General features: G+C 60.9%; 19 protein-coding genes. 7 read left to right on the plus strand and 12 right to left on the minus strand.

Features of this window, described 5'->3' with window-relative positions:
- Entirely contained in the window at positions 1-1,911 is a 1,911-nt protein-coding gene (cobT, locus tag FIU93_RS08085; protein ID WP_023002806.1) for a cobaltochelatase subunit CobT, read from the plus strand.
- A gap of 19 nt (positions 1,912-1,930) precedes the next feature.
- The gene (locus FIU93_RS08090) at positions 1,931-2,971 is read left to right on the plus strand and encodes an esterase-like activity of phytase family protein (RefSeq protein WP_152505313.1); all 1,041 of its coding nucleotides are present in this window, start codon (positions 1,931-1,933) and stop codon (positions 2,969-2,971) included.
- Positions 2,972-3,041: 70 nt separating this feature from the next.
- On the opposite strand, the gene FIU93_RS08095 is transcribed toward FIU93_RS08090, so the two are convergent.
- Together FIU93_RS08095 and rpmB are read right to left on the minus strand one after the other, a co-directional pair.
- Positions 3,042-3,707: a VUT family protein gene (locus tag FIU93_RS08095; RefSeq protein WP_023002808.1), complete on the minus strand. Its 666-nt coding sequence runs from the start codon at positions 3,705-3,707 to the stop codon at positions 3,042-3,044.
- A 116-nt stretch (positions 3,708-3,823) separates the two neighbouring features.
- Positions 3,824-4,120, minus strand: a complete 297-nt coding sequence (gene rpmB / locus FIU93_RS08100; RefSeq protein ID WP_023002809.1) for a 50S ribosomal protein L28 — start codon at positions 4,118-4,120, stop codon at positions 3,824-3,826.
- Between the two features lie 340 nt (positions 4,121-4,460).
- Here rpmB and FIU93_RS08105 point away from each other — a divergent pair, with 340 nt between their 5' ends.
- The 3 genes from FIU93_RS08105 (at position 4,461) to FIU93_RS08115 (ending at position 8,219) form a co-directional block, all read left to right on the plus strand.
- Complete coding sequence (locus tag FIU93_RS08105; protein ID WP_208984624.1) at positions 4,461-5,294, plus strand: DUF3108 domain-containing protein; 834 nt, start codon at positions 4,461-4,463, stop codon at positions 5,292-5,294.
- A gap of 330 nt (positions 5,295-5,624) precedes the next feature.
- Positions 5,625-6,584, plus strand: a complete 960-nt coding sequence (locus FIU93_RS08110; RefSeq protein ID WP_152505314.1) for an acetyl-CoA carboxylase carboxyltransferase subunit alpha — start codon at positions 5,625-5,627, stop codon at positions 6,582-6,584.
- A gap of 363 nt (positions 6,585-6,947) precedes the next feature.
- Entirely contained in the window at positions 6,948-8,219 is a 1,272-nt protein-coding gene (locus FIU93_RS08115) for a murein L,D-transpeptidase family protein (RefSeq protein ID WP_152505315.1), read from the plus strand.
- 204 nt (positions 8,220-8,423) lie between these two features.
- Here the strand turns inward: FIU93_RS08115 and FIU93_RS08120 are convergent, their stop codons facing one another.
- From FIU93_RS08120 to typA, 10 genes are all read right to left on the minus strand, one after another.
- On the minus strand, positions 8,424-9,008 hold the full coding sequence (locus tag FIU93_RS08120; protein ID WP_152505316.1) for a class I SAM-dependent methyltransferase: 585 nt from the start codon (positions 9,006-9,008) through the stop codon (positions 8,424-8,426).
- 204 nt (positions 9,009-9,212) lie between these two features.
- Complete coding sequence (gene nudI / locus FIU93_RS08125) at positions 9,213-9,644, minus strand: nucleoside triphosphatase NudI (protein WP_152505317.1); 432 nt, start codon at positions 9,642-9,644, stop codon at positions 9,213-9,215.
- A 196-nt stretch (positions 9,645-9,840) separates the two neighbouring features.
- The gene (locus FIU93_RS08130; RefSeq protein ID WP_152505318.1) at positions 9,841-10,443 is read right to left on the minus strand and encodes an HD domain-containing protein; all 603 of its coding nucleotides are present in this window, start codon (positions 10,441-10,443) and stop codon (positions 9,841-9,843) included.
- Between the two features lie 89 nt (positions 10,444-10,532).
- Positions 10,533-12,014 carry an indoleacetamide hydrolase gene (gene iaaH, locus FIU93_RS08135; protein ID WP_152505319.1) on the minus strand — a complete coding sequence of 494 codons (1,482 nt, stop codon included), beginning with the start codon at positions 12,012-12,014 and terminating at the stop codon, positions 10,533-10,535.
- An 85-nt stretch (positions 12,015-12,099) separates the two neighbouring features.
- Positions 12,100-12,873, minus strand: a complete 774-nt coding sequence (locus tag FIU93_RS08140; protein WP_152505320.1) for a LuxR family transcriptional regulator — start codon at positions 12,871-12,873, stop codon at positions 12,100-12,102.
- A 76-nt stretch (positions 12,874-12,949) separates the two neighbouring features.
- On the minus strand, positions 12,950-14,002 hold the full coding sequence (locus tag FIU93_RS08145) for a MaoC family dehydratase (RefSeq protein WP_062486615.1): 1,053 nt from the start codon (positions 14,000-14,002) through the stop codon (positions 12,950-12,952).
- 157 nt (positions 14,003-14,159) lie between these two features.
- Positions 14,160-14,336, minus strand: coding sequence for a hypothetical protein (locus tag FIU93_RS31355; RefSeq protein ID WP_168687431.1), 177 nt, complete (start codon positions 14,334-14,336; stop codon positions 14,160-14,162).
- Positions 14,333-15,463 carry a YeeE/YedE family protein gene (locus tag FIU93_RS08150; RefSeq protein ID WP_055659807.1) on the minus strand — a complete coding sequence of 377 codons (1,131 nt, stop codon included), beginning with the start codon at positions 15,461-15,463 and terminating at the stop codon, positions 14,333-14,335. Before FIU93_RS08150 ends, FIU93_RS31355 begins: the two co-directional genes overlap by 4 nt.
- 1 nt (position 15,464) lies before the next feature.
- Positions 15,465-16,388 carry a rhodanese-like domain-containing protein gene (locus FIU93_RS08155; RefSeq protein ID WP_055659805.1) on the minus strand — a complete coding sequence of 308 codons (924 nt, stop codon included), beginning with the start codon at positions 16,386-16,388 and terminating at the stop codon, positions 15,465-15,467.
- Positions 16,389-16,819: 431 nt separating this feature from the next.
- The gene (gene typA, locus FIU93_RS08160; protein WP_023002822.1) at positions 16,820-18,643 is read right to left on the minus strand and encodes a translational GTPase TypA; all 1,824 of its coding nucleotides are present in this window, start codon (positions 18,641-18,643) and stop codon (positions 16,820-16,822) included.
- Positions 18,644-18,847: 204 nt separating this feature from the next.
- Here typA and FIU93_RS08165 point away from each other — a divergent pair, with 204 nt between their 5' ends.
- Together FIU93_RS08165 and FIU93_RS08170 are read left to right on the plus strand one after the other, a co-directional pair.
- Positions 18,848-19,309, plus strand: coding sequence for a MarR family transcriptional regulator (locus tag FIU93_RS08165; protein ID WP_152505321.1), 462 nt, complete (start codon positions 18,848-18,850; stop codon positions 19,307-19,309).
- Positions 19,306-20,517, plus strand: coding sequence for a multidrug effflux MFS transporter (locus tag FIU93_RS08170; protein ID WP_023002824.1), 1,212 nt, complete (start codon positions 19,306-19,308; stop codon positions 20,515-20,517). The genes FIU93_RS08165 and FIU93_RS08170 overlap by 4 nt, the downstream gene beginning before the upstream one ends.
- Positions 20,518-20,672: the final 155 nt, after the last annotated feature.

The following is a 20,672-nucleotide window of genomic DNA, read 5'->3' on the forward strand; positions in this document are numbered from 1 at the left end:
ATGGCACCGCGGCCGGGTCACAATTCCCTTCCGGGCAACAAGCCCGCACCGAGCACCGAGCCATTCAAGCAGTCGGTGTCCGGTACCATGCGGGCGATTTCCGGAGAGCCGGAACTGGAAGTCATCTTTTCCGGTGACCGGCCCGGTCTCAGCGGCATGTCCGCGCGCTTGCCCGAGCCTTCGCGCAAGATCAACGCGCGCGAGATCGCGATCACCCGTGGCCTGTCGGACAGCATCGCCCTGCGCATTGCCTGCCACGACAAGGCTGTTCATTCCAAGAACATGCCGCAGGGCCCGGACGCGCGGGCGATCTTCGAAGCGGTCGAACAGGCCCGCTGCGAAGCCGTTGGCGCACGCCGGATGCAAGGGGTTGCCGATAACCTGTCGGTGATGCTTGACGACCGGTTCCGCAAATCCGGTGCGCCGGATATCTCCAGCCGGGAAGAAGCGCCGCTGCAGGATGCCCTGTCCCTGCTGGTGCGTGAACGCCTGACCGGTGCGAAGCCGCCGGAAAGCGCGACCAAGCTCGTCGACATGTGGCGTGGCTGGATCGAGGACAAGGCCGGTGCCGACCTCGACAGGCTGGAGGCCGAAGTCGAGGACCAGAATTCCTTCGCCGCCCGTCTTCGCGACGTCCTGAAATCGCTCGACATGGGTGATGAGCTTGGCGATCACGACCAGGACATGGACCCGGAAGAAAACGAGGACCAGGGCAACAACGACGAAGCTGAATCGGGCGACGACAGCGAAGAAGATTCCGGCGAACAGGAAGCCTCTCCGCAGGAGATGGAACTTTCCGGCGAAGAGCAGGAAAGCGGCGATACGGAAGCCGCCGAAGCCGATATGGAAGACTTCGCCGATCAGGACATGTCGGAGGATACCGAGGAGCCGGGCGAAAGCGACCGACCCGATACGCCGTTTTCCAACCGGCCGGAATCCGACTATCGCGTGTTCACCACCCAGTTTGACGAGACGATTACCGCTGAAGAACTTTGCGACATGGCGGAGCTTGATCGTCTGCGCGGGTTCCTGGACAAGCAGTTGACCCACCTGCAAGGGGCCGTGGCGCGCCTTGCCAACCGGTTGCAGCGCAAGCTGATGGCGCAGCAGAACCGGGCCTGGGACTTCGACCTTGAAGAAGGGCTTCTGGACACCGCCAGACTGACCCGTGCCGTAACCGATCCGATGGCCCCGCTTGCCTTCAAGCAGGAGCGGGACACCAATTTCCGCGACACGGTCGTGACGCTGCTTCTGGACAACTCGGGATCCATGCGCGGGCGTCCTATCACCGTTGCCGCCACTTGTGCCGACATTCTGGCGCGCACGCTGGAGCGCTGCGGCGTGAAGGTCGAGATCCTCGGCTTCACCACCAAGGCCTGGAAAGGCGGCCAGTCGCGGGAGAGCTGGATCGGTGCCGGCAAGCCGCCGACACCTGGCCGGCTCAACGACCTGCGCCACATCATCTACAAGTCCGCGGATGCGCCCTGGCGCCGGGCCCGACGCAATCTCGGCCTGATGATGCGCGAAGGCCTTTTGAAGGAAAACATCGACGGCGAAGCCCTGCTGTGGGCCCATGACCGGCTGATGGCACGGCCCGAACAGCGTCGCATCCTGATGATGATTTCCGACGGCGCGCCGGTGGACGACACCACGCTTTCGGTCAACCCGGGCAACTATCTGGAGCGTCACCTGCGCTATGTCATCGAGGAAATCGAGACCCGGTCGCCGGTCGAGCTGATCGCCATCGGTATCGGACATGACGTCACGCGCTACTACAGGCGGGCCGTCACCATTGTCGATGCCGAAGAACTGGCGGGTGCCATGACCGACCAGCTTGCCAACCTTTTCGACGACGAGGTGGACACTTCCTTCAACACGCGTGGCCGCCGTCGCCGCGCGGGTCATCGTTAGTCGGCAGGATCTGGAAAATATGGGAGCAGAAAGGCGTCTTTCGGCAGGCAGCTTCGCGCTGGCTGCCGTCTTTCTCTCCACTTTCTGGTTTGCTGCGCCTGCCGCCGCCGGGGCGCCGGAGCTGCTTTCGGACGGACAGCCGGTCAAGGCCCGTACCCGGTCCATCGACACATTCCGCATAGGACTTGCCGATACGACCTTCGGCAAGCTGACTTTTCTTGGCGGTCTGGAGCTGATAGCCGCGGACCGCAAGGTCGGCGGGCTTTCCGGTCTGATCAGTCTGGACGGGGGAAGCGCGTTTCTGGCGGTCACCGACAACGGACATTGGGTCAGCGGCCGAATCGTGCAGACAGCGGATGGCAAGCCGACGGAGATCGAAGACTTGCGGTTCGCGCCACTTTTGGGGGCCGATGGCAAAACGCTCGATGCACGCTGGGGTCATGATACCGAGGCGCTGACGCTGTCGGGCTCCGGTCTTTATGTCACTGCTGAAACCCGCAACGCCATCTACCGATATCCGTGGCCGATTTCGACCGGCAAGGAAAGGATGATCGGTGAAGTCGCGCTGCCGCAGGATATTCGCGATCTGCCGCGTAACACCGGTCTGGAAGCTCTGGCGGCCGGGCCGGAAGACGGCCCGTTGGCCGGCAAGCTCGTGGCTGTCGCGGAATCAGCGCCAAGCGACCTGCATGATCTGTCTGGCTTCATCATTGGTCCGGACGGCACGGAACGCTTCACCATCCGCCGGTATGAGCGCTTCGATGCGACGGATGCGGCGTTTCTGCCCGGTGGCGACATGGTTCTGGTGGAGCGCCGCTTCAGCCTGCGTGATCTGATCGGCCTGCGGCTGCGGCGGTTCAAAGGAGCCGACATTGCTGCCGGAGCCGTTCTGGAAGGCGAGTTGCTGCTGGAGGCCGACTTCAACTCCCAGATCGACAACATGGAAGCTCTGGGTATTCACACCAATGAAAACGGTGAAACAATCCTGACGCTTGTCTCCGACAACAACCGTTCGATCCTGCAAAGGACCTTGTTCCTGAGGTTTCGACTGGAAGATTGAGGCGCGGGAGCACTTCTGCCCGGCAAGTCGATCCCTGGACGACCAACCTCGCCTTTTTCGCGCCTGGTGCCTAGGCGGCAGTTCCCTTCGGCATGGCCTGAAACAGGCCGAGCACGATGCGGTAAGGGGCGAGCAGGGCGACGGCAACCAGCATCTTGACCAGGAAGTCTCCCACCGCCAGCGACACCCACAGCAGCGCCTGGGTGTCGTCGCTGATGCCCAGGAAGGGCACCGGGAAGGCGAGCGAGCTGTCGTCCATCCCGAACAGGCCGTCGATGAAGGCGAAGCTGGCGGAAAAGGCGATGCCGAAGAACAGGAGCGTGTCGATTACCGAGCCGATGAAGGAAGAGGTGATCGGCGCTTTCCACCAGGCCAGCTTTCGCATGCGGTCGAATATCGTCACGTCCAGCAATTGCGCGACCAGGAACGCCGTGCCGGAGGCGATGGCAATGCGGGGCGTCGCCAGCCAGATCGACAGGACCACGGCAATCAGGAAGCCGGCAATCACAACCTTGCGAGCGGCGGTCGGGCCGAAGCGGCGGTTGGTGAGATCGGTCACCAGGAAGGCGACGGGGTAGGTGAACGCACCCCACGTGAGCGTATCGGCAAGATTGACACCGCCGATGAAATGCTCGACCGGGAACTGGACCAGAAAGTTGGATGCAACGACAACGGCCGCCATCGCCAGAATGGCGACTACGTGATGGCTCGCGGAGAAGGTCCGGGTTTCGGTCATGTGTTCACCTCATAACGACAGACGCCCAACCGATATCGATTGGGCGTCCTGAAAAGGTTCTTTGCAAGTATGCGAGCTGCCTGCTGCCGGAACGAGCCGTGCAGGCGCTTCAGGCCTTAAGCGGCAGCGGCTTCAGCCTGCTTGCGCTTGATGTCGACCTTGATCTTGCGAGCAGCATCGGACAGGTCCGCGTCGCTTGCCTTCATCAGGTATGCGTCCAGACCACCGCGGTGTTCGACGGAGCGCAGTGCGTGTGCGCAGACCTTCAGCTTGAAGGTTTCGCCGAGCGTGTCGCTGATGAGGGACACGTTGCACAGGTTCGGCAGGAACCGGCGGCGGGACTTGTTGTTAGCGTGGGAGACGTTGTTGCCCGTCATCACATCTTTGCCGGAGAGTTCGCAACGGCGTGCCATGATATCACCTTTTGTTTTCGTGGCTGGGCCGTTACTTTGAACCCAGCAAGTCCAACCGGAACCGGCGCGGACCTGAGGCCCGGCGACATCGTCTCCGGCATTTCTCGGAAAAAGTTGCCCCGCTATAATGGGAGTGAAGGCCAACGTCAAGACATCTCCGCCGCTTTGCGGAGATTCACTGCTTTTATTTGCAGGGCACCCGGCTGTTAACCACTGAGTTACCATAATTTAGAATGATTGGGGTCGTTCATCGAGCGGGATTTATGGTATCTTTCCGTTGCGGAACACTCATGGCGCGGGGGCGCAATTCGCTGCCAGACGGCAGTCCGGAGGTTTTGAAGTGTTTGGTTTGATGTCTCTCGGGCGGCTGGTCGCCCTGCCAATGCTTGCTGCGGCGCTGCTGACGACACCGGCGGAAGCCAAGAAAAACAGCGTCGGCGGCCTTTACAATATTTCGATTGCCGGCTTCAAGGTCGGGCGCGGAACGCTGTCGCTCGTCATGCAGGGCAATGCCTATTCGGCCAAGGTCAGCCTGGAGCCGGCAGGGATCGGCACGCTGTTCACCACCGGCAAGGGTGGGGCGGAAGCATCCGGCTGGATGGTCGGATCGCGCGTCGTGCCGTCGAAATACAGGATGGCGTCGCACGCCTCCAATCTCGATTTCTACGTCAACCTGAGCCAGGGCTCCGGGTCCATCCGTTCAATGGAAGTCGCGCCGCAGTTCAAGCCCAATCCGGAGCGGATCAAGGTGACGGATCGGCATACGCGCAATGCGATCGATCCGCTGAGCGCCGCTCTGATGCCGGTGGGCCGTGCCAAGGACAGTCTCGGGCCGAAGGCCTGTTCGCGTCGTCTGCCGGTGTTCGACGGCTGGACACGGTTCGATATCAAGCTGAGCTATTCCGGCACGAAGGAAGTCTCGGGCCACGGCTATGACGGCCAGGTCGTTGTTTGCAAGGCCCGCTGGGTACCTGTCGCCGGGCACCGTCCGTCCAAGGATTCGGTCAAATACATGGCTCAGGCCAACATGGAAGTGTGGGTTGCGCCGATGGGCCGTGACAACGTGCTCGTCCCCTACCGGATTTCCATAGACACCAAGAACGGCCGCCTGATCGTGGAAGCAGACAAGCTCAAGATCGACGGTGCCGGCAGCGATCAGGCATCCGTCGACTGATCACCGACCCTTCTTCGGCCCTTTCCGGCAAAAATCCGGGAAGGGTTTCCCAGGCGCGAGAGGCTTTCAATCCCTGTTTGCTGGCACACCGAGACTTGCGCCCACTTGCGTCTCTTGATACAGCCCTCCAACTATGCGTTCAGGCACGCTTGCGTTGCCTGGAGCATCTTGCGTTGTTCAGACGCGGCAAAGATGCTTGAACGTCTTTGAAATGATCGACATTCGGGTGGCTGGTCTCTTTCGGCTGGTAATCCTTCGATCTTGTGACAGAATTTCCGGAGCGGCCGCCGGACGTAAGGCGGTGCCGGCTTGTTTCAGGTAACCGAGTAAATGCACAGCTATTTGGAATTCGAAAAGCCCGTTGCAGACATTGAAGGCAAGATCCAGGAGCTGCGCGCTCTGGCCGGGGAAGATGGCGAAGCCGTCAATGTCGACAGTGAAATCGACCGGCTGAAAACGAAATCCTCGCAAACGCTGCAGGACCTCTACGCCAAACTGACGCCCTGGCAGAAAACGCTCGTTGCCCGCCATCCCGATCGCCCGCATGCCGTTGCCTATATCGCCGGTCTGATCGAGGATTTCACACCGCTTGCCGGTGACAGGAAGTTTGCCGAAGATGCAGCGCTGATCGCCGGTATCGGTCGTTTTCGCGGTCAGTCGGTGGCTGTTCTGGCTCAGGAAAAAGGCCACGACACCGAAACGCGTCTGAAGCACAACTTCGGCATGGTCCGTCCGGAAGGTTACCGCAAGGCGGTCCGCGTCATGGAAATGGCCGAACGTTTCGGCCTGCCGCTGATCACCTTTGTCGACACCTCCGGCGCCTATCCGGGACGCGGGGCTGAAGAGCGCGGCCAGTCCGAAGCCATCGCCCGCTCGACGGATGTCGGCCTCGGCCTTGGAACGCCGTCCGTTTCCGTCGTCATTGGCGAAGGCGGCTCCGGTGGCGCGATCGCGATCGCAACCGCCAACAAGGTTCTCATGATGGAACACGCGATCTATTCGGTGATTTCACCGGAAGGCGCCGCCTCCATCCTGTGGCGCGACAGCGCCAAGGCGCAGGACGCTGCGACCGCACTGAAGATCACCGCACAGGATCTCAAGCAGCTCGGTGTCATCGATGACATCATCAAGGAGCCTGTCGGCGGTGCGCACCGTGCACGCGAGATCGTTATCGACAACGCGGGCAAGGCGATCGAATCTGCGCTGAAAGAGCTGGCAGGCCTGTCGCCGGATGAAATACGCAAGCAGCGGCGCGAAAAATTCATCTCTATCGGCAGAACCCTGAGCTAGATCTTCCTGCTCGACCTGGTGTCTTCCGGTTGCCGGCTTCGGCGATATCGCCGCGCTGGTAACCGCGCTTTGCACCAAACTGCTGTATTTCGGAAAAAACGATGCAAGGCCGCCGTAAAAGCGGCCTTTTTGCCATCCTGTGGCCAGAATTTGCCGTCATTCAGGCGAAGTTGGGACGCACAAGATGACGCTTGGGCAAGTTTTTGTTCCTATCACCATAATTTTGGTCGCAGGCACAATCCGGTTTCAGTAACTTATCGTCAACCATCATTCCCTAGCCTTTGCGCGGGGGCGAGGACGCAGGAAGTGCGGCAAGGCAGTTCGTTCGCCTTTGTCGGTTTCCGCTTAGTTTGGGACAGTATCATGGTCTTTCGGCGCCTTATGAACACGCCAGCCGGCCTTCTTCTTGACAACAGCGGCCTGAGCGGCCGCAAGGCAGCCCGTCTTGGTGCGGCGCTGATGCTTGCCGGTGTGCTGGCGGCTTGCCAGGCAGACGAATTCACTGCAGGCCCCAACAAGGCGCAGCAGCCCGTCAGCGCGTCGATCAAGCGCAAGATGAACGATCTCAACATGAGCTCGACCTCGCCGATCATGATCCGGATCTTCAAGGAAGAAAGTGCTCTGGAAGTCTGGAAACAGACCCGCACGGGCAAATACCAGCTTCTGGACGAGTTCGAGATCTGCAAATGGTCCGGCAAGCTCGGTCCGAAGTTCAAGGAAGGCGACCGTCAGGCCCCGGAAGGCTTCTACGAGATCACGCCTGCCCTGATGAACCCGAATTCCAGTTATCACCTGGCTTTCAACCTCGGCTACCCGAATTCCTATGACCGCTCCCACGGCCGCACCGGCTCGCATCTGATGGTGCATGGAGCCTGTTCGTCCCGTGGCTGCTACGCGATGACGGACGAGCAGGTCCAGGACATCTACGCGCTTGCCCGCGACAGCTTCAAGGGTGGTCAGCGCTCCTTCCAGGTTCAGGCCTTTCCCTTCCGCATGACGCCGGAAAACATGGCTCGCCACCGCGACAGCGAGCACATGGAATTCTGGAAAATGCTGAAGACCGGCTACGACCATTTCGAGATCACGCAGACCCCGCCGCAGATTTCCGTCTGCGAGAAGAAATACGTGTTCGATGCCACCACACTGGTGGAAGGCGTGCCCTTCCGGGCCAGCGCCAAATGCCCCGACTATCAGGTGAGCCCGAGCATCGCGACGGCAGTTGCCTCCAAGCAGCGCCGCGACAACGAGAAATACCAGCAGCTTGCTGCCCGCTTCGATGCTCGTGACGAGCGCCAGAAGCGCTGGGAAGAGCGCTCCAACCGGCTTGCCGAAGCGCTCGGCGGTGGTGAGGACGACACCAACCCGGCTGTTGCCACGGCCGAGACGGCTGCGCCTGACGTACAGCCCGCCGCCGAAACGGCGACGGCTGCAGTTCCTGCAGAAGCGGCTCCGGCGGCACAGCGGCGGCCGGGTTCGGCGGTCGAGACCGCCTTTGCCCCGCAGGACCAGTCTGGCGGCAGCTCTGTCGGAAGCTTCTTCAAGCGCTGGGTACCCTTCGGTCCGAAAGCCTCGGAAGAAGGCGCTGGTGTTGGCCCGATCGAAACCGAAGTGGTTCCGGATACCAAGCCGAACTGATCGGTCCCGGCTTCAGCCTCATACCCGGTCTTCAGCCCCATGGAGATTTCGCCCCCCGGATGATGTCCACATCCAGAGGACAGAAAAGTCCTCAGGATGTGGAGGGGATGCGATCCGAACTGCGTGACGGTGGATTGAGCAGATCTTGCGTGATGTAGGAAGCTCGCGGCGCAAGCCCGCCGGCACAGCCTGCCTCAACGGACGTTATTTGATCGCGGTGATGGCGGCCCATTGGGTTGGTTTGCGGTCGTAACCACTTCCCAACCAGGTTTCTGTTTCCAGGATGCGCCAGGTTGCCGCTTCTCGCCAGATCGCAGTCAGTTCGTCCTGAGGCAGAAGATTGTAGTAGCGACCAAACGCGTCTGTGCCTTCGTTGGTGCCAACCTTGAAACTGGCCCAAACGACCCCGTTGTCGTGCAGCGCCCGATGAATTCTCTCAACCACATCGCCGAGGTCGGCTCTTGGAGCGTGTGTCAGTGCGGCGCAGGCATAGACGCCGTCATAAAGCTCAACCGCATCGAGCTCGGTAAACAACATGGTCCGAACCGGCTGGCCTAACCGTTGCGCAGCTATCGCAGCGAGTTCGGACGAGCCATCCGTCGCATCCAGGACGAAGCCGGACTTGAGTATGGCCTCGGCGTCCACACCGCCTCCGGTTCCCAGTTCCAGAATTCTGCCCTTTGCTTTGCATCGCTCCAGGAATGAAGGCAATCTGGGATTAGGCGTCTCCTTGTCGGCAACATATTCCTTGGCAGTGGTGTTGTAAAAATTCACTGTTTCGCTGGTCATTGATGACGCTCGCCCCTCCCCATCAGGTTCGATTTCAAATTCGCATAACTTGAAGTTGTGGTGGCTGTTTGCGGCGCAAAGTTGACCTGAAAGGGCTGTCGTTGAAGAAGGAACCTATCGTGCCGGGATTTGAGCGGAGCATTCCTGGCGGGAGCGCTTGCTCTGGTAGAGAAGGTGGGCAGATCTCGGGATCCTCGACACCTGTCAGGACGGCAGCAGGCCCTTTGCTTCAAGCGTCATTCTTGTGGCTTCGTTGAGATCATATTTGCCGAGATCTTCGGGAAGAACCCATGCGAAGTCCTCGAACTCTTCGTTGATGGAAACGTTGCGGTTCGCGGCCTTGCAGTCAAATATGAGATAAATCATGTAAATCTGCTCGGAGGTGCCGTCCGGGTAGGTCTTTGTCCGGACATCGTCGCGAAACGTCCAGGGTTGGACGGCTTCAATCGTCAGGTCGGATCCCAGTTCTTCCGAGCTTTCTCGAAGCAGTCCCTCTGTCATCTGCTCACCCTGTTCCAGACCGCCCCCCGAAAGTGCCCATTGTCCAGGAAAGACACCCCGGTCGCTTGGCATCTTGCACAGAAGGTACGCGCCTTCGTTTTCGATCAAAGGGCAAACAATAATTCTCTGACGCATGTCTTTCTCGATCTAACTGATTTTACAAGGAAACTTTCGGTTACGATCCGCGGCAACGGCGGCGTTCGTCGCAACAAGGGGGCAGTCTCCCGAACCCTTGAAAGGTTCAGGGGGGCGATGGACGGCTTGTTTGCGATGGAGTGTCGATCGGTGTTTTGAAAGACAAAAGCTACCGCGTCGATCACGTGCTTGTCTTTTACTGCAGCGGCGGCAATCCCCTTGAAACGCCTTCCTGCAGCACGGCCGGGTCGTAGGCCTTTCGCGCGAAAACTTCGCGCACCAGAGGTTCGAAGCTTTCCAGCGTGTCCATTTCATAATCGGGATCGAAGGAGGACTGGTCCCAGCGTTCGCAGAAGTCGGCGCAGGCCTGGAAGTGCATGTGATCCTTGAACTGGTCGCGGGCGTTTTCGTCCCAGCCATAGTGACGGCCGTAATAGAGCATCTGGAAGATGCCGTGATGTTCCACCACCCAGGCAACCTCGTCCCGCACGAAGGGGCGGATGACCTCGGCAGAGAATCGGTCGTGGTTCTGCGGGGCCAGCCCGTCGCCGATATCATGAAGAAGCGCGCCGACGATCCAGTCGATGTCCGCCCCTTCCCGACGCGCCCTTGTGGCCGCCTGCAGGCCATGCTGCATGCGGGTGATCTTGTAGCCGGACAGCGTGTCCTCGTTCTGGCGCTTCAGTTCAGACAGGATCCGTTCCGGTGTCAGGGCGTGATAGGGCCGCTCCGCTTCCGCCAGCAGATCGTAGTCTTCCTTGGTGCCATCTTTCATCTGGGTGAAGGACACTGTTTTCATGGCGCACACTCCTGTTTTGCGGGAGTGTGCGCCAGGACTTCCGATAAAGTCCAGACAGGAAACACCCTGCTTCTGTGAAGGCCCTCTGCCTAGTTTGACACTGGCGCCGGAAGGTGCGGCAGAACCGCTTCGACAGCCAGGCCGAGCGACAGCAGATGCCGGTCGGAATAGGCGGGGCCATCAAGCTCCAGGCCGACGGGCAGGCCGTCCGATGTCAGCCCCGCGGGCAAGGACAGGCCCGGAATTCCGGCGACGGAACCCGGATCGGTGTTGCGGATGAACGTGGGGAAGGTCGGTACGTCTTCTCCGTTCAGCGACACGGTTTCATCGGAACCGGTGATGGGCTGTGCCGGCAGCGGGGTTGTCGGGAAAACCAGTGCGTCCAGCTTGTTGGCTGCAAAGACTTCAGCATATCCGGCCTGGATCAATGGCCGCATGTCGTCCATTGCCTCCCGGTAAACTGCATCCGGGATCGCCTGGTTGCCCAGCACCAGATTGTCGAAGACGAATTTGACGTCGGGGCTGGCGACTTCATCGGCTATGTCCTGCAGCCCGAGCCCGGTTTCATGCGTCTCCAGAAAGGCGGCAAGATCCCGTTTCACTTCCCACAGGGCGATCGGGAAACCGGCTTTTCCGGCAAGTTCAAGCTCTGTGCTGATATCGACGGGAACAAGGGTCACGCCGGCGGCCTGCAGCTTGTCCAGGGCTTCCTTGAAGAGACGATCCGTTTCCGGTGAGAGGTTGTCCGTCAGCACGCCTGGAACACCCAGACGGACGGTGCCGAGGTCTGCAGGGTCGAGTGTCGCACTGCTACCAGTGATCACCGCATCGAGGAGGACCAGGTCGGAAACCGTTCTTGCAATCGGACCGGGCGTGTCGCGTGTCGCGGAAATCGGCACGATACCTTCCGCCGGGTAGCGGCCTGTGGTCGGGCGCAGACCGGAAACACCGTTGAGTGCCGAGGGAATGCGCACCGAGCCGCCCGTATCGGTTCCAAGGCCGGCGGGCGCCAGCCTGGCGCCGATTGCAGCGCCGGTGCCGCCGCTCGAGCCGCCGGCAAAGCGGTCCGGATCATAGGCGTTGGCAACCGCGCCGAAGGCGGCGTTGTTCGAGGTGATGCCGAAAGCAAGTTCGTGAAGATTGGTCTTGCCGAGCAGGATCGCACCCGCATCGCGCAGTTTCTTCAAGACAGGCGCGTCTTCTGCGGGCACCCATCCTTTCAGGGCAGGTGTCCCACCGGTGGTCGGCAGGCCAGCGGAGGCAATGTTGTCCTTCACGACAATCGGCACGCCGTGCAGCGGTCCGAGGGGTTCACCTGCCATCACGCTTTCATCGGCGGCTGCAGCGGCTGCAAGCGCGCCTTCGCTGTCGAACGTTATGTAGACATTGCCCGGGTCATCGCCGGTTCTGGCGATGAGGGCGTTGACGAGATCCGTGGCTGTCAGCGTCTGTCCGGCTATGGCGCTCGCCGTTTCCGCCGCACTCATGGTGGTGATGTCGTCGGCGGCAAACGCCGGACCGGCAAAGACGGCTGCGATCGCAGTCAGTCCTGCTGTGAGATGCACTTTCATGTTTGTTCCCCTTCTTGTGCATGAGGGAAACAGCAAACGCCTGTGTCTTTTCCGGCGCATCCTCGAAAATGAGGAGGCGCTTCGTTTATTGGAGAGAAAGTCGCGTGTTGACGCTGGCGAGCAGTTCCGCCCGGCTGGTCACCCCCGATTTTTGAAACATCGCCTTGAGGTGGGTGCGAACGGTCGTGACGGAGATTTCAAGTTCCGCCGCAATCTCGCGGTCGCGCTTGCCTGCACTCACCAGGCAAAGCACGTCCTGTTCCCGGCTGGTGAGCCCGTGGTGGCCCGCCCAGGCCGTCAAGCGCAATCGGGGGTCGGCATCGCGCTGTTTGCGTTCGTGTGCCTGCATGTTCGCAAGGGCATGTCCGAAGGACGTGCCGATCGCATTCAGTATTTCCAGATCGCGCTGCTGGAAGGTTTCCTTGCCGGCGCCACGCCAGATGCGCAGGTCGCCCAGATGGCCGGTCGCCGCATAGGCATGGAAGTTCATGCCCTGATGCAGGCCGTCCCGTGCCAGAAAGTCGTTGTAGAATTCGGTGCGCAGGAAGTCTTCCCGGGAAATGACCTGGTCGAGGTGGGTGGCGCGCCGGCACATGCGGAACCTGGGTGTAATCGGATCGCAGTGCTGGAAATGCTGCTGGTAGGCGGCGAGATTGTTCTCGTCCATGTTCAGGAACACGCCGTCCGTGTCGCCGTCGGTCCTTGTCCAGACGTAGGAGGCAAAGTAGTCCGCCTCCAGAAGGTCCAGCAAGCGGGTGCCAAGCTGCAGCCTGAGTTGCCGTGCGTCCTGGATGGCGATCATGTCCTGCATGATCGCGAAGATCAGATTTGTTTCCCGGCCCGAAAGCGTTGTCAGCATGCCAGACCTCCTCTTGCGTCATGGTAGCGAGGAAGAGGAGATCCGTCATCCAAAAGGATCGGGCCGGATGTCATGCCTATTTCGGCATCAGGGCCCAGTAGTCGAAATCGAGAACCACTTCGGGCAGGTAGTTGTCCTCATGGTCCTGTCCGGGGAAGTCATGGCAGGTCCGGTTCTTGGTGGCGACAAGCCGCAGACGCAGCGCGCCGACGTCCGAGCGGCCGTCGATGTCCGCCTTGTCCAGAACTTCCGACCAGGCATAAACCGTGTCGCCTGCCGCCAGCGGGCCGACGTGGCGGCCGCCGTTGATGCCGGCAATATGAAACGCGTTGGCCAGCCCGTTGAACGACAGCGCACGGGCAATGGAGATCACGTGGCCGCCATAGACCAGGCGGTGGCCGAAACGATTGTGAGCTTCCGTGTGCTGGTTGAAATGCACCTTGGCGGTGTTCTGGTAAAGACGGGTTGCCAGCTGATGCTCGGCTTCCTCCACCGTCATGCCGTCGACATGGTCGATCTTCTCGCCAATCTCGTAATCGTCGAAACGGTACTCGGATCCGGCCAGGTCATTGTCCCAATTGGCGGTGTCGAGCAATGGCACAGCGGTGCCGAGTGACTGCGGGTCGAGCGCTGAAGGAAGTTCCGGCACCACCGGTTCCGGCGCCGGATTGGCGGCAACACGCTTGTTGACCATCACCCAGCGGACATAATCCAGCACCTCGGTGCCGTTTTCGGTGTAGCCGGTCGAGCGCACATAGACGACGCCGGTCTTGCCGTTGGAGTTCTCTTTCTTGCCGATCACCTCGGAGACGGTGGAAATGGTATCACCCGGGAAAACCGGTGCCAGGAACCGGCCGCCCGCATAACCCAGATTGGCGACGGCATTCAGCGAAATGTCCGGCACTGTCTTGCCGAAGACGATGTGAAAGGTCAGCAGGTCGTCGACCGGGGCGTGGGAATAGCCCAGGGATTTTGCGAAAGCGTCTGACGACTGAACCGCAAAGCGAGAGCCGTAAAGCGCGGTGTAAAGCGCCTGGTCACCGCTGGTGACGGTGCGCGGCGTTGCGTGGCGGATGACCTGTCCCACCTTGAAGTCTTCGAAGAAATTGCCGCGATTGGTCTTGCTCACCTGTGCCTCCCGGTTCTGATTTGTCGGAGAGGATTAAGCCCGCTGCGGTGCACACAAGCAAGTCAGACGTTTTGCCGATGACCTTGTGAAAGCAAGTCGAGGCTTTGGCATCCCGTGGCAACGCAGGAGCGGTTGCCGGTTGGCAGGGGTCGCTCGGCTATTTGCCGGCCGGGTCGGGCAGCGCACCGCAAAAGCCGCCGCTCGGGGCGGTGCCGGAGCCCAGAGCCAGAAGTTTCGGAGCCTTGTAGGGATTGGGCGGTGTCGCAGATGCATCGAGAGCAATCATTGCGGCAAGTCCGGCAAGGGCTACGGAAGCTGTTACCAGCCGGGTCATGATCTTGCCTCCAGCTTCAGGAGCGGGCGCAGTTTCACGCCGTAGATCGATCCGGCAAAGGCTGCCGCGAACCAGACCCAGCCGTGCAGGCTGCCGGTCGAGATGCCGGAAAAGAACGCACCGACGTTGCAGCCGAAGGCAAGGCGTGAGGAATAGCCCAGCAGAAAGCCCGCGACCATTGCGGCGAGCCAGGCCTGTGCCGGCAGTGACTGGATTTTCTGCGACAGGCCGCCGGTGCGCCAGCTGGCGACCAGAAAGGCACCCAGGATGATGCCGATATTGGTGAGGGATGTGTAATCCGTCAGCAGGCTATGGGTCAGGCGCTCGACGGAGGCAGGTGCACTCCAGAAAACGGATCCGGAAAGATCCGCCCCTGCTGCAGATGCCGCCTTTGCAGCCCAAAGGCCAAGGCCATAGACAACGCCCCAGGGTTGGCCGGCCACGATCAGGTTCAGGATGGCAAGGGCGGCCAGCAGCACGGCTGCAACTATCAGCCGGCGAGGCAGGCGCCGGTTTTCGGGAGCTGCCAGTTTCCAGAGCACTGCGGCGATTGCCGAAAGTCCGAGGAGGGTAATCGCTGCGCCTTGCCAGCCGGACAGGGTCAGAACGGGCAATGCCCCAAGATCTGTCCACCAGATCAGGTGATAGGCCCCGGCAAAGCTGCCGATGGCAAAGAAGGGCAGGGCGACAAGGGAAACCACGTTGCCGGACCCGGCATTGACCAGGGTGCCGGACCCGCATCCGAGCACGACCTGCATGGCAGCGCCGAAGACGAAGGCTCCCGCGATCATGGCAAAGCCGATCGGGCCCTGTGCGCCGCTCAGCTCGCCCTGGTTTGCGGCAAGCAGGGGAAAGGCCACCAGTGAGACAAGGGCGATCGACAGAAGCTGCGCCCAAAGGCCGCCCGGGTCCCGGCGCAGGATCATCGCACGCCAGGGGCCGGCAAAACCGAAGCGCAGGCCTTCCAGCACGATGCCGAAGCCAAGGCCGACGGCAAGCAACAGGCCATACCGGCCACCAACCAGAAGGGCGGTGGCCAGAACGGCTGCAAGGGCGGCCAAAACAAGACCGCCGCGGCGCCAGATTGGCGTCGCAGCGGCGGTATGAATGTCTGCGGCTGTGGTCACGTCAGTTCAGTATCTGGTTTATCAGGTTCTGTACGAGACCCGGTGTGTTGGCCATCTCGTTTCCGGACTGGGAATATTCGACCATGGAGCCCGCGTAAAGCTTTGCGTTTTCCACTCCGGCGACTTCGGACACCGCAAACCAGTGAGCCGCGGCCCAGTGGCCGGTGTTGCAGAAGGAAACCGTATCCTTGCCGTCTTCGACACCAAGCGATGCTTTCAGCGCGGCAGGATCGATGGCGGTGGACATTGCCGGCGAGCCTTCCTTGAAGAACGCTGTGTAGGTGTGGTTGATGGCGGTCGGCAGGGTTCCCGGACGCGAGGCAGCTTCATGCGCCTTCTTGCCGTTGAAGAAATCCGCCGGGCGAGCATCTACCAGAAGCGCATTCGACTCGCCTGCAGCGACGGCGGAAACGTCTGCCGTGGTGGCCAGCCAGGTGTCGTCAAAGGTCAGTTCCAGCTCGCTCGGAAAAGCGGATTCGGCCGTGGCGTTGACCGGAAGGCCGGCGGCTTTCCAGGACTCCAGGCCACCGTTCAGGATCGACAGGTCGGTGAAGCCGGTGGATTTCAAGGTCCAGTAGACACGCGCGGCGGAACCGAAGTCCGTATCGGTCTTGCCTTCGGACAGGATCACGATCGGCGTATCCTGTTCCAGGCCGAGTTCTTCCAGTTCGGCTTCCAGCTTTTCAACATCCACAAGACCGCCGGGGTTTTCCGCCGGTCCGCGGAACATGCGGTAGGGCGCAAACAAAGCGCCGTCTGCATGGCCTTTCTCGTATCCCTCGTTGCGGATGTCCAGAAGCACCGGCTCCACGGTGTCCAGCGACGCGGACAGCTCGGCAGCCTCCACCAGCGGGCCGAAGCTTGCGGCGGTGGCGGATGTGGCGAGGCTTGCGGTCATCGCCAGTGCGAGAGCGAAATGTTTCATTGGTTCAGCCTTCCTTGTGCGCGGTTGACCTGAGGCCAGGCGCTTCAATTCTCAGGCGGAATTGTAAGGAGTTCCCGGTCGGGAGGCGTGGGATGGCGTTTCAAATTCAGTCTCGCGACTGACATTTTAAACCAAAGCGGACGTTGGGCGTGGCAACTGGTTGCGGTGTGGTTTGCGGGCTGCCGCAAGTCTTCTGGTCTGCCGGCGAAACAAGTGGGCCCTAGATACCGGAGAAGGGAACCCAAAACCTCATTGTGAGGAAGCGCGAAGCGCTGTCTCGAAGAATGGGCGGCAGTTTTCGGAGCAAGCAGCCCATCCTTCGAGACGCCGCTAACGCGGCTCCTCAGGATGAGGTGCGATGGAAACTGGTGTTGAAAAAGCAAAAAAGCCCGGGACAGTGCCCGGGCTTTTTCTGGTTCTTCAAATCAGGCTTATGCCGATTCCTTGTTCGCCGCACGTTCCGCGCGCTTGCGCTCATGCGGGTCGAGGACGGCCTTGCGCAGGCGGATGGAGTCTGGCGTGACTTCCACCAGTTCGTCGTCTGCGATGTAGGAAAGCGCTGCTTCCAGCGTCAGCTTCTTCGGCGTGGTCAGCTTGACAGCGTCGTCCTTGCCGGCGGAGCGGATGTTGGTGAGCTGCTTGCCCTTCAGCACGTTCACTTCCAGGTCGTTGCCGCGGGTGTGTTCGCCGATGATCATGCCCGGATAAACCTTGGTGCCCGGATCGATCATCATCGGGCCGCGGTCTTCCAGGTTGAACAGTGCATAGGCAACTGCCTCGCCGGTGCCGTTGGACAGGAGCACGCCGGTGTGACGGCCCTGGATCGGGCCCCGGTGCGGCTCATAGCCATGGAACAGACGGTTGAAGATCGCCGTGCCGCGGGTGTCGGACAGCAGTTCGGACTGGTAACCGATGAGGCCGCGGGTCGGAGCGTGGAACACCAGACGGGTGCGGCCACCGCCGGACGGTTTCATTTCCAGAAGGTCGGCCTTGCGTTCCTGCAGCTTCTGAACCACGACGCCGGAATGTTCTTCATCAACGTCGATGATGACTTCCTCGATCGGCTCCAGGCGGTTGCCGGCATCGTCATACTGATAGACGACGCGCGGACGGCCAACGCCAAGCTCGAAGCCTTCACGGCGCATGTTCTCGATCAGGATCGCCAGAAGAAGTTCGCCGCGACCGGAGACGACAAATGCGTCCGGCTCGTCGGTGTCTTCCACCTTCAGGGCGACGTTGCCTTCTGCTTCCTTCTTCAGGCGGTCGCGAATGACGCGGGACTGAACCTTGGAGCCTTCGGTGCCGGCCAGCGGGCTGTCGTTGACGCGGAAGGTCATGGACAGCGTCGGCGGATCGATCGGCTGAGCCTGCAGGGATTCATTGACCGACGGGGCGCACAGCGTGTCGGCAACGGTTGCCTTGGTCAGGCCCGCGATGGCGACGATGTCGCCCGCTTCACCCTTTTCGATCGGCTGACGTTCCAGGCCACGGAAAGCAAGGATCTTGGAGATACGGCCGTTTTCAACCACGCTGCCGTCACGGGAGAGCGCCTTGATCGGCATGTTCGGCAGAGCGGTGCCCGACACGATACGGCCGGTCAGGATACGGCCCAGGAACGGGTCGGATTCGATGGTGGTTGCCAGGATGCGGAAATCGCCCGGCTGGGCTTCCGGCGGCGACACCTTGTCGAGGACCATGTCGAAGAGCGGGTCCATGCTGTCCTGCGGGCCGTTCGGCTCCAGAGCCATCCATTCCTGCTTGGCCGAACCGTAGAGCACCGGGAAGTCGAGCTGGTCTTCATTGGCGTCGAGGGCTGCGAACAGGTCGAAGACCTCGTCCAGCACTTCATCGGCACGCTGTTCCGGCTTGTCGATCTTGTTGATGGCGACGATCGGCTTCAGGCCGAGCTTGAGGGCCTTGCCGAGCACGAACTTGGTCTGCGGCATCGGGCCTTCGGCAGCGTCCACCAGAAGGATCACGCCGTCGACCATGTGCAGGATACGCTCGACTTCGCCGCCGAAGTCGGCGTGGCCCGGTGTGTCCACGATGTTGATGCGGGTGTCTTTCCAGACCAGCGAGGTGACCTTGGCCAGAATGGTGATGCCGCGCTCACGCTCGATATCGTTGGAGTCCATCATCCGTTCTTCGGTGCGCTGGTTGTCGCGGAAGGCACCGGATTGCTTCAGAAGAACGTCGATGAGTGTGGTTTTGCCATGGTCAACGTGCGCGATGATGGCAATATTACGAAGGTTCATGAGTGGCTCCAAAAGACAGAACGGGCCCTTGGGGACCCGCAGCTTGTCTGGAAGTTGATTATGCTATGGATCGGCATCCGCGCCGAATTTGGCGCCTTTATACGTGGCGCGAGGGAATTGTGCAACGCAATGTCACATCTACGCATTGACAGTGCTTCCTGAAGCGCCGTATTCGTAAGGTAACCTTACTAAAATGGGGTGGCGATGGGAGTTCCAACTCCGAATGTCGGTGTCACCATGCTGGTCGTTGATCTGGCACGGTTGCTGCGGCGAAACTTCGAGGCGGAGTTATCCAAGGTCGACACTGGTCTGACTGCCGGAGAAGCGCGTACGCTGTTTTATGTCTGGCGACTTCCGGGTCAACGGCAGGCCGTTCTGGCAGATGCGATGTATGTCGAGCCTATGACCCTGGTCGGGTACCTCGACACGCTCGAAAAGGCCGGATTGATCCGCCGCTGCCAGGACCCGAACGACCGCCGGGCCAAGATAATCGAGCTGACGCCGTTGGCCGATCCATTGCTTGAGAAAATTGGGACTGCCCTGCAAGAGGTGCGCTCCAGGGCGCTTGAGGACATTCCCGCCGACCAACGGCAGATACTGGAATCGCTTCTGCAGACCATGAAGGACAGCCTGCTGCAGGAGGTTTCCAAAGGGAAACAGAAATGACCGCCGACAGCTCAATCATGAGCGCAAGACGTACATCGCTTCTCGGGGCCGGGCTTGTCGCTATCGGCCCCATTTCGATGGCGCTTTATACCCCGGCCATGCCGGCCCTGGTCGAAGCCTTCGGGACCACCGATTCAGCGGTCAAGCTTACCCTCACGGCGTATTTCGCCGGTTTTGCCGTCACGCAGCTGGTTTGCGGCCCTCTGACGGACGCCTTTGGGCGCAAGCCGGTCACGATCGCCTTCCTGGTCCTCTATCTCGTCTCAAGCGTGCTGGCGACCTTCGCACCGACTGTCGAGTTCATGGTTTTTGCCCGAGCCCTTCAAGGTGTGGGGGCCGCGGTCGGCATCGCGGTGTCGCGCGCCATCGTCCGTGACCAGTTTACCGGCCAGGCCTCTGCCAGGATCATGAATACGATCGCGATGATGCTGGCCCTTGGCCCGGCGATCTCACCCACCATCGGCGGAATCGTGCTGGAACTGTTCGGCTGGCAGGAAGTGTTCTGGTGCATGGTGATCTACGGTGCGTTGCTGATGGTTGCGGTGCTCGTGTTTCAGGTTGAAACCAACCCGCAGCCGGGCAAGCATCACCTCAATCCACGGCAACTTGCGATCAACTACGGCACCTTGCTGAAGGACCCGAGGTTTCTGGCGCCAAGCCTTCTCATCGGTTTCGGGCTCGGCAACCTTTATGCCCTGGCGACCGTCCTGCCTTTCATCCTGATCTATGAAGTCGGTCTGACGCCGTCCGCCTTCGGGCTGACCATGATCATCCAGTCGGGCTCCTTCATTTCGGGAACCATCCTGACCGGGCGTCTGCTTCGCTTCTTCGAAGCCCGCAAGCTGGTGCCCTACGGGCTTAGCCTCTGGGTCGTTGCGTCAACTCTGATGTGCTATGTCACGCTCACCCATGAACCGACGATCCTGACGGTGATGGGGCCGGTGGCGCTGTTCACCTTCGCGCTGGCGCTGGTTCTGCCGGCAAGCTTCACCGAATCCATGGCACCGTTCCCGCATATCGCCGGTTCGGCATCTTCCATGCTTGGCTTTCTGCAGTTCGGCGGCGGCATCGTCGCCAGCCTCGCGATCGCTGCACTCGGAGAGCCGATCCTCGGTCTCGCTTTCATTCTGCCGGGTATGCCCATCGCCGGCATTATTCTGTTCCTGATCCTGCGCAGCCAGATCCGTCAGCCGGCGGCGGCGGAGTAGGCGCACATTGTCCGCCTCTCCGTCGTCATCCCGGCCAAGCGCAGCGCGAGCCGGGACCGGGGAGGCACAGCGCCGAATGATAAGTCTCCATCGGAAACACCTCGGCTCTCCGGTCCCGGATCTCCGCTTCGCTGCGTCCGGGATGACGAAGGTAG

It is taken from the genome of Labrenzia sp. THAF35 (assembly GCF_009363595.1).
Lineage (GTDB): Bacteria > Pseudomonadota > Alphaproteobacteria > Rhizobiales > Stappiaceae > Roseibium > Roseibium algicola.